The 11,104-nt window shown below is 69.1% G+C and carries 11 protein-coding genes; 4 read left to right on the top strand and 7 right to left on the bottom strand.

Annotated features, from left to right (window positions below):
* Positions 1-33 precede the first annotated feature (33 nt).
* The 3 genes from ACFUK0_RS37830 to ACFUK0_RS37820 form a co-directional block, all read right to left on the bottom strand.
* Positions 34-168: a hypothetical protein gene (locus tag ACFUK0_RS37830; protein ID WP_380258196.1), complete on the bottom strand. Its 135-nt coding sequence runs from the start codon at positions 166-168 to the stop codon at positions 34-36.
* A complete protein-coding gene (locus tag ACFUK0_RS37825; protein WP_380258194.1) occupies positions 165-1,295 on the bottom strand; it encodes a radical SAM protein in 1,131 nt (376 codons plus the stop codon). Before ACFUK0_RS37825 ends, ACFUK0_RS37830 begins: the two co-directional genes overlap by 4 nt.
* Before the next feature lie 261 nt (positions 1,296-1,556).
* Complete coding sequence (locus ACFUK0_RS37820) at positions 1,557-1,907, bottom strand: ATP-binding protein (RefSeq protein WP_380258192.1); 351 nt, start codon at positions 1,905-1,907, stop codon at positions 1,557-1,559.
* A 659-nt stretch (positions 1,908-2,566) separates the two neighbouring features.
* Here ACFUK0_RS37820 and ACFUK0_RS37815 point away from each other — a divergent pair.
* Complete coding sequence (locus ACFUK0_RS37815; RefSeq protein ID WP_380258190.1) at positions 2,567-3,802, top strand: helix-turn-helix domain-containing protein; 1,236 nt, start codon at positions 2,567-2,569, stop codon at positions 3,800-3,802.
* Between the two features lie 297 nt (positions 3,803-4,099).
* Here ACFUK0_RS37815 and dnaB read toward each other — a convergent pair whose 3' ends face one another.
* The 4 genes from dnaB to ACFUK0_RS37795 all read right to left on the bottom strand — a co-directional run bounded on the left by dnaB (position 4,100) and on the right by ACFUK0_RS37795 (position 9,682).
* On the bottom strand, positions 4,100-5,674 hold the full coding sequence (gene dnaB, locus ACFUK0_RS37810) for a replicative DNA helicase (protein ID WP_380258188.1): 1,575 nt from the start codon (positions 5,672-5,674) through the stop codon (positions 4,100-4,102).
* A 77-nt stretch (positions 5,675-5,751) separates the two neighbouring features.
* Positions 5,752-7,122: a hypothetical protein gene (locus ACFUK0_RS37805; protein WP_380258186.1), complete on the bottom strand. Its 1,371-nt coding sequence runs from the start codon at positions 7,120-7,122 to the stop codon at positions 5,752-5,754.
* 620 nt (positions 7,123-7,742) lie between these two features.
* Positions 7,743-8,906 carry a type III PLP-dependent enzyme gene (locus ACFUK0_RS37800; RefSeq protein WP_380258184.1) on the bottom strand — a complete coding sequence of 388 codons (1,164 nt, stop codon included), beginning with the start codon at positions 8,904-8,906 and terminating at the stop codon, positions 7,743-7,745.
* Positions 8,907-8,917: 11 nt separating this feature from the next.
* Positions 8,918-9,682, bottom strand: a complete 765-nt coding sequence (locus ACFUK0_RS37795; protein ID WP_380258182.1) for a GntR family transcriptional regulator — start codon at positions 9,680-9,682, stop codon at positions 8,918-8,920.
* A 206-nt stretch (positions 9,683-9,888) separates the two neighbouring features.
* On the opposite strand from ACFUK0_RS37795, the gene ACFUK0_RS37790 reads away from it, so the two are divergent.
* Genes ACFUK0_RS37790 through ACFUK0_RS37780 form a run of 3 tightly spaced genes read left to right on the top strand, consistent with a single transcriptional unit; the run spans position 9,889 to position 10,570 of the window.
* The gene (locus ACFUK0_RS37790; protein WP_380258180.1) at positions 9,889-10,176 is read left to right on the top strand and encodes a hypothetical protein; all 288 of its coding nucleotides are present in this window, start codon (positions 9,889-9,891) and stop codon (positions 10,174-10,176) included.
* A gap of 2 nt (positions 10,177-10,178) precedes the next feature.
* A complete protein-coding gene (locus ACFUK0_RS37785) occupies positions 10,179-10,331 on the top strand; it encodes a hypothetical protein (RefSeq protein ID WP_380258178.1) in 153 nt (50 codons plus the stop codon).
* Positions 10,331-10,570, top strand: coding sequence for a hypothetical protein (locus ACFUK0_RS37780; protein WP_380258176.1), 240 nt, complete (start codon positions 10,331-10,333; stop codon positions 10,568-10,570). Before ACFUK0_RS37785 ends, ACFUK0_RS37780 begins: the two co-directional genes overlap by 1 nt.
* The last annotated feature ends 534 nt before the right edge of the window (positions 10,571-11,104 follow it).

The raw sequence follows: 11,104 nt of genomic DNA, 5'->3' as shown, positions 1-11,104 counted from the left end.
GCCGGGGCCTGCGCGTTTGTAACCGCTCAGGGTCTAGTACGGGTTGTCGTCGCCCGAATTGCAGGAGCACTTCGTCGACTCGGCGAGGTCGTCCAGGTCGTCGACAAGCTCGAGCTCGACCACACTGGCGCGGGTCTGGCCGAGCTGGACCAGGATCTGCGGGTTCATGCGGGCACCTCCTCCCTCTTCTGTCCGTGCTGGCAGTAACTTGCGAGTGGTGCCTTCGCCTCCTGGTAGATCTTGGCCGTCGGCCGGCAGACCCCGCAGGATCCGGACAGCTGGCAGCCGGAGCATCCACCGGTGCGAAGCATGAGGGAGTCGGCGATCGCGCCGAGGCGCTGGAGCCCTTCGACGCCTTCCGCCATCAGATCCACATTCGGGTCGCGGCCGACCTTGCAGATCGAGGCGATGCCGTGCGGGTCGGAGTGGAAGAACGTGTGGCCGGCGTTGCAGCCGGAGAACACCTTGCGTTGGCGAAGGTGCTGGGCGGACTGGGCGGGCAGTGACTCGGCGCCGCCGTAGATCGTCGGAGACATGTTGACGTAGCTGTGATGCTCCAGGCCCCAGTTCTCAGCCATGGCGACCATCTGGGCCTCCTCGTCGGCACTGTGTTCGGTGACGACGAGGTTGAGCCGCATCGGGATACCGGCCTCCAGCGCGGCGGCCATGCCCTTCTGGAACTTGGCGAAGGAACCCCTGCGGCGGGTCAGCCCGTCGTAGCTGGCCGCCGTAGCGCCGTAGACGCTGACCACGACCCGGTAGGCGGGCATCCGGGTCAGAGCGTCCAGGATCTCCGGCTTCCACAACCGTGAGCCATTGGTGGAGACGGTGATCATCATGCCGAGTTCGTGGGCGAGCGTGTACGCACGCAGGAACAGCGGGTCGATGGTCGGCTCGCCGCCGGTGATCTGCAGCCACAGCACCCCGGCGTCGCGCATGATGTGCAGCAATCGGCTCTTGCCCTCCCAGTCCAAGCCCTCGAAGCGCTTCAGGCCCAGGTAGCAGTGCTCGCAGTCGTAGTTGCACCCAAGGTTGATCTCCCAGGAGGCGCGGCTGTACTGCGGGTCCGCCTCCGGCCGCACTAGCAGGAAGTCCCGTGCAGGGCAGCCGGGCGCGAGGTCCAGGACCCAGCGCTGGCGGGCCGCCTTGATGAGCCAGGCCGGCGCCGCCTCGCCGGCCTCGGTCGTGCGCTCCAGGTCGGTGAACTCCCGCAGCGGGACCTTGATGCCTGCGGTGCTGCCGGGGCAGACGATCAGCTGGTCGTCCAGGAAACGGCTGGCGATGAGTTGGTGCACGGTGGTGCCTCCTCAAGTCTGTCGGGCCGTGCTGGGCAGTTGGGATCAGACGCTTTGGGCGGCTGGGTCGCGCCGAGGCCCTGCGCCGTGCCGGGTACCCGCCGTTCGTCGATCAGTCGCGGCCTCAAACCAGGTGCGCGAACGGTTTCGGGGTGGCTCGGTGCTGAGGGGAGGCTCCGGGCCTCGGGGGACGTGCTCGGAGCCTCCCGGGCCACGCCCGGCCGGTGTGCCTTCCTGAGCGGGCGTGGGGTTGTGGGAGGGCTACTGGGCGATCTCCGCCCAGACCCATTTGCCGAGGTACGCCTCCTCGACACCCCAACGGGTGGAGAGGGCGTGAACCAGGGCAATGCCGCGTCCGCTGGTCTCCGTGGTGCCGGTGTTGACGAACACCGGCAGGGTGACGGAGGAGTCCCGGACAGCGACGCGGACTGTCCGGCTCTCGATGCGTACCGAGACGGCGATGCACCGGCAGCCGGTGTGCCGGACCGCGTTGGCGACGAGTTCGGTGACGATCAGTTCGGCGGTGTCGGTCGCCGTGATCGCACCCCAGTCCGCGAGGGACTTCGCCACCAGTTGGCGGGCAAGGGCCGCGGACTGCGCTTCGCAGCGCATGAGCCGGGTCCTGGTTCTGCGGGCCGCGGTGCCGGTCTCGGTCTCGAGGTCCGCGGAGTGCAGCGGAGCTGTCATCGTGCCCCCGGGGGTCTGGGTACACGGCGCCACCGGCCTTCGGCGAGCTGCCGCGGTACCCGGCTGCGCCGTATGACGTGGGCGGCGTCCCGGATCGCCGGGGGCATGGGCGGCGCTGGGCGGACGACGGCAGGCATTGATCTCTCCTGGGCTGGTCACGAAGATTCTCCGGAGGTGCCGTCATCGGAGGCGGCCGGCGGCCGGGGGTCCCCCAGCGAGCGGACGAGTTCGACATAGAGCGCGCTCGCTTCGACGCGGGACAGAACAAGTTCGACGTCCCCCTGCGGTTCGTCAAGGCGGTACAGACGCAGGGGAATTCGGGTCTCACCGGTGGTCGTGTCGTGCGCAAGGTGGCGGTTCCGTTGACGGGAGGCGTGCACTCCGGCAGGTGGCATAGAGAGAAGGTACGGTGACTATCCGTCAGCAAGGGGGACAGTCTGACCCCCCTTGCTGCCTTGTCCCCCTTCGAATCGGCCGGTGCATCTGCCGCTGCCGCCGTGGCCGCCCTACGGTGGGAGCGGCACCCCCGCCGGATGCCTTCCTCAACGGGGCGCGGTCCCGCCGAGCAGCCGAGGAGCTTTCAGATGTCGGAACTTCCCGCAGAACTGTCCACCGGCGAACGCATCCGGATCCTGCGCGAGCGCCAAGGCAAGACCCGCCTGGTCCTGGCCGGCATGGTCGGACGCAGCGAGGACTGGCTGAAGAAGATCGAGACGGGTGTTCGTCCGCTCAACTCACATGCTTTGCTGCTCAAGCTGGCGATGGCACTGCACATCGACGACCTGGCCCACCTCACGGGGCCCTCTGCGGCCGCGCAGTCGGTCAGCACGGGCCGGCCCTACCACCCGGCGTCCGCAGCCGTGTGGGCGGCGCTGTTGGAGCGCGGCACCCGCCCGCCGGTCGAGCTCGGCGAGGGGGCGACGGCGGCCGGCTACGGCGCCGAGGTGGACGCCGGATGGAAGCTCTGGCACCGCAGCCCCCGCCAGCGCACCGACGTCGGCGCCCTGGCGCCGGATCTGATCCGGCGGGGCGAAGCGTTGGTGAGGGCCAGCGAGGGCACGGAGCGGCGCAGCGCCCTGGTCGCGCTCGCTGCGGCCTACCGGCTCGCACAGCAGGTGATCGCCTACATCGGGCCGGCCGAGGCCGTGTGGATGCTCGGGGACCGGGCGATGGCCGCTGCAGCGGACGCGGACGACCCGGCCGCGATGGGCGCGGCGGCGTGGAACCTGGCGAACACGATGCGTGCGGTCGGCGAGATGGACGGCGCGATGCTGCTCGTCACCACGGCGGCCGAGCGGCTGCGCCCGCACCTGGCGGACTCGCCGCTGCACTGGCGCGGCCTGTACGGCGCCCTGCAACTGCACGCGGCGATCACGGAGGCGAAGGACGGCAAGGACGGAGCGGCGTGGGGGCGGTGGGACAGCGCGGACCAGATCGCGAAGTCGCTGCCGGCCGGGTACGCCGAACTGTCCACGGTGTTCGGCCGGGCCAACGTCGACCTGCACGCGGTCTCGGTCGCCACGGAGCTGCGCACGACGGGGCGGGCGCTGTCGCTCGCGGGCGAGATCGACCCCGACTCGATCCCGTCGACTGAGCGCCGGACCCGACTGTGGGTCGACGTCGCCCGCTCGCACCAGGAGCGCGGGGACACCACGGCCGCGCTGCACGTCATGGGCATCGCCTTCGTCATCTCCCCGGAGACGGTGACCTTCACCCCGCAGGCGCGCAACGTCGCGGTGGACCTGCTGCGGACCGCGCCGCGGGCGCTGCGGCAGGAGTCGGTGAAGCTGGCCGAGGCGGTCGGAGTGTTGAACGCCTGAGTCACCCTGTCAGGGTCCTTGCACGGCGCAGCGATACGCTCGCTGCGCTCGCCAAGCTCTGCTACCCGCGTCCGCGGGGATGGTCCCCGGGACGCCCGAACCGACGGCGCCCGCCAGTACTGCTCCCCGTGTCCGTGGGGATGGTCTCTTCGACGGCCTCGGCAAAGTGTCCGGCGCCAGGTCGCGTTGAGATCCCAGATCGCCGTCTGCCGAACTATCAAACCCTCGGCGGCCCACCCCGGGGCAAGGGGGCGGCTGAAGCGGCTACGGGCCCGTCAGGCCTCTCCTGGGACGGGATCAGTCTCTGGCCATGTCGACGATCGAGCTGTAGTGGCCGGCGAAGGCCGCTGTGATTGTCGCGGTGGGGCCCCCGCGGTGCTTGGCCACGTTGATGTCGATCTCCCCGGCGCGGGGCGACTCCTTCTCGTAGGCGTCCTCGCGGTGCAGCAGGATCACGATGTCGGCGTCCTGCTCGATGCTGCCGGACTCGCGCAGGTCGGAGAGCTGCGGCATCTTCTCGGTGCGCTGTACGGGTCCGCGGTTGAGCTGGGAGAGCGCCACGACTGGGCACTGCAGTTCCTTGGCGAGCAGTTTGAGGTTGCGTGACATGTCGCTGACCTCCTCCTGGCGGTTGCCGTAGCGCTTGGTGCCGCCGGGCTGCATCAGCTGGAGGTAGTCGATGACGACCAGGCCCAGGCCGCCGTATTTCTGCGACAGCCGGCGGGCACGGGAGCGGATCTCCAGGGCGGTCAGCTCGGTGCTGTCGTCGATCTCCAGCGGCGCGGCCATGATGTCCGCCGTGCGGCGGGCGAGACGCTGGAAGGAGTCGTCGGTGACGGTGCCGGCCTTGATGTGCTGCAGCGCCACCCGGGCCTCGGCGGAGAACGTCCGCTGGGTGAGCTCCTTGCGGCCCATCTCCAGCGAGAAGAACACCGCCGGCAGTCCCTGCTTGATCGAGCAGGCCCGCACGAAGTCCAGGGCGAGTGTGGATTTCCCGATGGCCGGCCGCGCGCCGATCACGATCAGCTGGCCGGGCAGTAGCCCGGTGGTCAGCGCGTCCAGGTCGAGCAGGCCGGTGGACAGGCCCACCAACTCGCCGGCCTTGGTGCTGTCCAGGTCGTCGAAGAAGCCCTGGACGTCGTCGCCGATCGGCGCGCCCGGGTTGCTGGCGGTACGCTCGCTGATCGCCTGGAACAGCTCGGACTGCGCGGCCTGGGTGATGTCGTCGAGCTCTCCCTCAGCGGCGTAGCCCATCCCCGCGATCCTGGTGCCGGCCTCCACCAGGCGGCGCAACACGGCGCGTTCGTGGACGATGTCGGCGTAGTACTCGGCGTTCGCGGCGGTTGGTACGGCGTTGACGAGGGTGTGCAGGTAGCCGGGGCCGCCGACGCGCTCCAGTTCGCCGCGCTTGGTGAGCTCGGCGGCCACGGTGATCGGGTCGGCGGGCTCGCCGCTCTGCCACAGGTCGACGATCGCGCAGTGGATCAGCTCATGTGCCGGGCGGTAGTAGTCGGCCGGCTTGAGGACCTCGACCACGTCGCCGATGACGTCCTTGGACAGCAGCATGCCGCCCAGCACCGACTGCTCGGCGCCCAGGTCCTGCGGCGGCACCCGCTCGAAGGCCTCACCGCCGCCCTGGTCGCCCGGGTCGCCCTGGTCGTTCTGTGCGCGGGCCGGGCCCTGGTCGCGGCCGACGACCTTGCCGACGATCGCCTTGGTGCGCCCGCCCCAGCGCGGCGCTGGCGGCGGACCGGGGTCGAAGTCGTTGGGCTCCGGGCCGGGGTCGAAGTCCTCGTCGGCCGGATCGAAGTCCGGCACGCGCTCGTCGACCGGCTCATCTGCGGCGTCGGTCTGCTCGGGTACTACGCTCATGGTGAGTCTCCTGTTTGAGGGTGATTCGATCCGGCGGCCGGGGGCGCAATCCCCGGCCGCCTTCGTGTGTCCAGGGATCAGCCCCTGGTGCCCGCCTTGATGCCCAGCTCGGCCAGGAAGCCAGCGACGTCCAGGCCACCGGGCTCCGAGTCGCGCCGCGCGTCCATCTCCTCGCGGGCGCACCGGGTGCAGTCCTTCGGCATCACCGGGTGACGCGGGCACTTGGTGGCGTCCGCCCGCACGGCAGCCCGGACCTTCGGCTCCTCCGGGGCCCCCGCGTACTGCGCCTTCGTCGCCTCACCCAGACCGGTCCAGGCCGGCTGCTGGCCACCCATCCATGCCGCTACCGCGACCAGCCACGCCACCGACTTGCCCGCCTTCACCAAGGCAGCCGCCGAGGTGCGGAACTCGCCCAGCGCCCCCGCCCGGCGGTGCGGACCGATGCCGGCAGCAGTCCGCGCAGCCGTCCAGGCCGCCACGATCCGATCAGCCGCGGCCGCCAGCTCAGCATCGAGCTCTTCGACCGAACCGGCGGCCTGGGCCGTTCGCGGTGCGGGCAGTGCCGCGGACGGCGTGTCGTTGGCCTTGTCGCTGTCGATCTTCTCTTCTGCCTCACGCTGCGGGGCCGCCTCATGAGGGACGGACGAGGCAGACGGTGCAGTAGTAGAGGGGATGGAAGCAGAGGGAATAGAAGAAGGGTCGCGTTCGCCCAGGTCAGCGGCCCGATCGTGGTTGGGAATCCAACCAGCCCGGTTGGATTCCCAACCAACCTGGTTGGAAATCCAACCACCGCCGTCATCCTGGTTGGATTTCCAACCAGACTTCAGCCCCAGGCCCAGCGACTTCGGAGAGGTGGGCGCATCAGCCGGAGAAGCGGGGGGCGCCGCTTCCGGAGCGGGCTCCGCAGAGGACTTCGGCGCCGCCTTCTTGCGCGGCTTGCGACCCGGAGGCTTCTCCTCAGCTGACTTCGTGTCCGGCCTTACGGGCTTGTCGAACGGGCGTCCCTCCCGGATCGCGTCGAGCTTGTTGTAGGCGTTGCGCCAGCCGTCGTACTCGACCCCCTCGGCTGGCCAGTCGTTGATCCGGATCGACATCGACTGCAGAGCCGCCTTCGCGCTCGAAGACGTCGTGATCGGGTTGCCGTCCCGGTCGGAGATCAGCCCGATGTCCGACAGGTCTCGGAAGATGTCCCGCAGCCGACCCAGGCTCGACGGCTTCACCGTCCCGTCAGCCGCCACCATCGGCAGCATCTTGCACAGCTCCTCCAGGGTCAGACTCCGCACCGAGCCGCTGGGGCTCTTCTCGTACACGAGGTTGCGCATGATGTGCCAGGCCCGGCAGGAGGAGTCCCGGATCGGAGCCAGGTCGACCCAGTCCGGCTTGCCCGTGACGTACCAGCCACCGTCGTCCGGCGGCAGCAGGGAAAGGCGCCGCTTGCCCTCGCTCATCGAGCCACCGCCGATCCGGTGACAACGGCCAGGAGCAGCCCGGCCTGGACGGTGGGCGACGACGTGGGGACATCGGTAGCGGTCATGGGGTCAGTACTGGCAGGGGTGGCCTGTGGATAGAGATCGTGAAAGCGTCGAGGCGTGTGGATAACCGCCGGGGAAGCCGACGCGGTGTGATGCTGCGACAGAGGCGGGCGGTCGAGGCCGGCCTTCCGGGACGGGCCGGACTGGCGTGCGCGCCCGCCAGTGGTGGGGCCTGCGAGGCGGACCGCAGTGACACGGCGATTCCGCAGAGTGACGGGGCTGCGCAACGGGACTACTGCCTCTCCGCCGCAGCCATCCAGCCAGCACCAGACGTTGTCCGCCAGTTCGGATGAGTGAGACGGGTGTCTCTCGCACCTGACTAGGGAAGTTTGGTATCATAGAACGGCAACGGCTCCCCACGTGGGGGTTATACACGAAGCGCGAAGCGGCCCAAATCTTGGCGGATGCAGGGTCGCTTTTGCGTTTTCCGGACTAGGTGATGCCCGCGAGCGGACATCTGGTCGAGCCTGTCCTCGTCGGGAGGAGGACTCGTGTGCCGTTGGGGCGTGTCTTCTCTCTAAGGCGCAGGCTCGCTGCTAACTGGGTTCCCCGAGGTAGACGAAGTCGGGCTTCGGGTGCATCAGGAAGTCGTGGTGCGAGATGTTCCAGCCGTACGCACCGGCCATTGCGAAGGCAACTACGTCTCCCACGGCCAGGCGATCTACGGGTACATTCCGGGCGAAGACGTCTTTCGGAGTGCAGAGCTGACCGACGAAGGTCACCGCCTCGCTTTCCACGGCAGGGCCACCTTCTCCTGCGAAGGGCAGCACGACGAGAGGCTGACTGTGCTGCTTGGTCACCGGTGTGCGCAGCTGCATGGTGCCGCCTCTCAGCACGGCGAACCACTCCCCATGGGAGCGCTTCACGTCCAGGACCTGGGTGACATACCAGCCGCAGTACGCGCTGATGGCTCGGCCCGGCTCGATTCGCAGAACCTCCCCGGGAGCAGCCAGTTCGGCGATCGCTTTTCCATAGGTCGACCAGTCGAAGAGACGCGCAGGGTCCGTGTAGTCGACGGCCATTCCGCCGCCGATGTTGAACTCGGGCTCGGTGACGCCAGCCCCAGCCAGCCAAGGCCGGGCCCATGCCAGGATCTCCGACGACTGCTGGACCATCGCCGCCGCGTCCAGGCCGGACGCGAGATGGGCATGGATGCCCCGCAGGCGGACCCACGGAGCGGCCGCGAGAATGCTCCGACACTCTTCGATGAGTGTCGGGTCCATCCCGAACGGCCCCGTCATTGCCAGTGCGGCACCAGACCGTTCCCCTGCGAGGTTGAGTCGAAGCAGGATGTCGACGCTTTGGCCGGCTGCCTGTGTGAGCTGAGCGAGGCGGGTCAGCTCGTATGGGCTCTCCACATGAATGCGCTCGACACCCAGGTGGACTGCCAACTGCAGTTCCTGGTCGGTCTTACCGGGACCACCGAAGGCAATTCGCGCGTCAGGAAGGGCGGCCCGGACGTGTTCCAGTTCGCCGCCGGACGCTACCTCGATGCCGTCCACGTACGGCGCGACGCTACGCAGGATCGGTGCATCGGGGTTCGCCTTCGCGGCGTAGAAGATCTCTGGTGCACCCGGCGCCAGCGACTTGCGGACGGCTGCGGCATGCAGCCGCAGGGCCTCCAGATCGTAGATGAACGCGGGCAGCCGCCCCTCTGCGGCCAAGGACGCAGAGCGGACGGCGACAGTACTGGTGATCACGTGATCCTTCTTCAGATGAGCGGGAATTCGTGCTCGATGATCAGGTAGTGGGCGGGAGTGAGCGTGGTTGTCACCTCCACGACCCTGCCATCTGCGGTTTGACCGAAGTGCACGATGTCCGTGACCGAGCGTTCGGGGCTGATTTCCAGCAGGGACGCCTCGGCGTCGGTGGGCAGCCGGCTCGGGACGATGCGCTCTCGCGCGGCGATCTGGGGGTACCCCAGCTCCGCCAGCGCCGACTTCACGCCGCCCGTGATGACGGGAGCTGGTTCCTCCAGCACGGTGTTTTCAGCGATGCTCAGAGGGAACCAGGAGGCATTGAGTCGCACCGGAATTCCACTCGCCAGCAGGCGCCGGCGACGCACCAGGCAGAGTTCCCCGGCCTCCATGCCCAGTGCCTCCGCGATCTCCACGGGCGGTTCGACGTGCTCCACCGTGATCTCGTGCTTGGGGACTAGGCCGATCGCCTTGACCTCACTGTCGAATGCGCCTCGCGCGCCATCCTTCTCGCGAGTGGTCTGCGAGTACCGGGTGGCGGAATGAACCATCGGCGGCAGCCAGGTCACCACAGTGCCGCGCCCCTGCTGCGGGTGCACCAGCCCTTCGGCGGCCAGCAGGCCCAAGGCGCGGTTCGCCAGGCTCCGAGACGCGCCATAACGTCGCGCCAGCTCGGACTCGGACGGCAGCAGTGAGGCCGGCGGGTAGATGCCGGCCAGGATCTCCTTACGGATCGCAGCTGCGATCTCGCGATACCCAGTCTTCTGCGGTGGATTCATCGGGCCTCCCTCATCGAATCGGTGGTGAGGGTTCCATCGTAACTCAACATGCCAAACGTTTGGCAAGGCTTGACGACGCGGGGGATCGCGGTCATTCTGGAGATGCCAAACGTTTGGCATTTCGACTGGAGGTGCCAACGACGCGGCTCCGGTGCGTCTAGACCACGCTCCGGAGCCGCTCGGACCACTCAGTAGGGAGTAGATCCGTGAGGAACAGCATGTCCTACCTGCGGCAGCACACGCACATCAGCGCCTTTGTGGCCGAGTTGCAGTCCCGGTATGAGGGCCGGGTCATCGCCCTTGTTGTCCAGGAACTGGCCGTTGTCGCCCCGATGGCCGGTGAGCGCACCGTGATGGAGCTCGTCGCCGACATCTGGTGGCAGGCCGAGGAACACCTCGCCAAGGCTGGCCGCATCACCTGGGACCACCTCACCTGGTTCGCCGACCACGTCATCAGCACCCGCATCACCGGCACCCACATGGCGGGGTGGTGACGATGTCCCAGCCGCTCGACATGGCGAACGTGGCCGCCCTCCAGGCCCAGACCGAGGCCAACATGCGTGCCGCCCAGGCGGCGGCCGCCGCTGCGGAGGCCGCCCGCCAGGCCGCCGAGCAGATCCGCCAGCAGCAGGCGGGGGGCCGGTCCTGATGGGTCTCCGCTCCTACCTCGGCCTCGGCTCCAGCAAGTCCAGCAGCTCCGACTCCTCCAATACGACGACCCGCAGCAGCGGGAGCGGCTCGACGGGCGGCTGGTACAGCCCGGACGTCCCGCTCCCCCAGGTCCGCGAGGTCCACCCGGCCCCGGCCGAGTACACCCCGGACGGCACCCGCAGGCTCAGCCCGAAGCCCGACCCCGCGCACGTCAACGCGACGTTCTGGAGGAGCTGACCATGGCCATCACCGTCCAGCTCGCCAACCAGGCCGACGAAGCCCTGAGGCGCATGCGCGAGGACCAGGCCCGCCGCGACGCGGCGAAGCCCGCCGGCGGATCCGGCTCCGGCAAGTAACTCTCCCTCACCCCCAAGAACGGCTTCCCGCCGCTTTCTCTCGGAACCGTCCTGGCATGCCCATGCCTGGATGGGTGCCGGGAATGGTGCGGCGGGCCCCCAGGGGCCCAGCACCTCGCACCACGGCACCACCCGTACGACCGGCGCCCGGAATCCAGCCCCGAGGGGGCTGCCAAGGAAGCGCTCGTCCCTTGAGAACTCAACAGCGTGCCAAGAGAACAACCCCGGGCCGGCGAGCGTGACGCCGCCCGGGCGATCCACCGGCCCTCACGGTCCCCTTCGGCAAGGGGCCCGGCCTCACGCGGCACCACCGCTGCACCCTCCGGCTGCCGCCGGCCTTCCCAGGCCGGCGGCACCGGGGGCGCGGCCCCGCGGTTGCCCTGGTCGTCCGGATGCCGCCCGCCCTCATCACGGC

Source organism: Kitasatospora sp. NPDC057223 (genome assembly GCF_042669755.1).
Taxonomy (GTDB): domain Bacteria; phylum Actinomycetota; class Actinomycetes; order Streptomycetales; family Streptomycetaceae; genus Kitasatospora.
This window is presented reverse-complemented; position numbering and strand designations above follow the sequence as displayed.

Bases quoted from the DNA above. Each gene is read 5' to 3' on its own strand.
- ACFUK0_RS37830 (WP_380258196.1), bottom strand. From the start codon at position 168: ATGAACCCGCAGATCCTGGTCCAGCTCGGCCAGACCCGCGCCAGTGTG.
- ACFUK0_RS37820 (WP_380258192.1), bottom strand. From the start codon at position 1,907: ATGCGCTGCGAAGCGCAGTCCGCGGCCCTTGCCCGCCAACTGGTGGCG.
- ACFUK0_RS37815 (WP_380258190.1), top strand. From the start codon at position 2,567: ATGTCGGAACTTCCCGCAGAACTGTCCACCGGCGAACGCATCCGGATC.
- dnaB (WP_380258188.1), bottom strand. From the start codon at position 5,674: ATGAGCGTAGTACCCGAGCAGACCGACGCCGCAGATGAGCCGGTCGAC.
- ACFUK0_RS37805 (WP_380258186.1), bottom strand. From the start codon at position 7,122: ATGAGCGAGGGCAAGCGGCGCCTTTCCCTGCTGCCGCCGGACGACGGT.
- ACFUK0_RS37795 (WP_380258182.1), bottom strand. From the start codon at position 9,682: ATGAATCCACCGCAGAAGACTGGGTATCGCGAGATCGCAGCTGCGATC.
- ACFUK0_RS37785 (WP_380258178.1), top strand. From the start codon at position 10,179: ATGTCCCAGCCGCTCGACATGGCGAACGTGGCCGCCCTCCAGGCCCAG.
- ACFUK0_RS37780 (WP_380258176.1), top strand. From the start codon at position 10,331: ATGGGTCTCCGCTCCTACCTCGGCCTCGGCTCCAGCAAGTCCAGCAGC.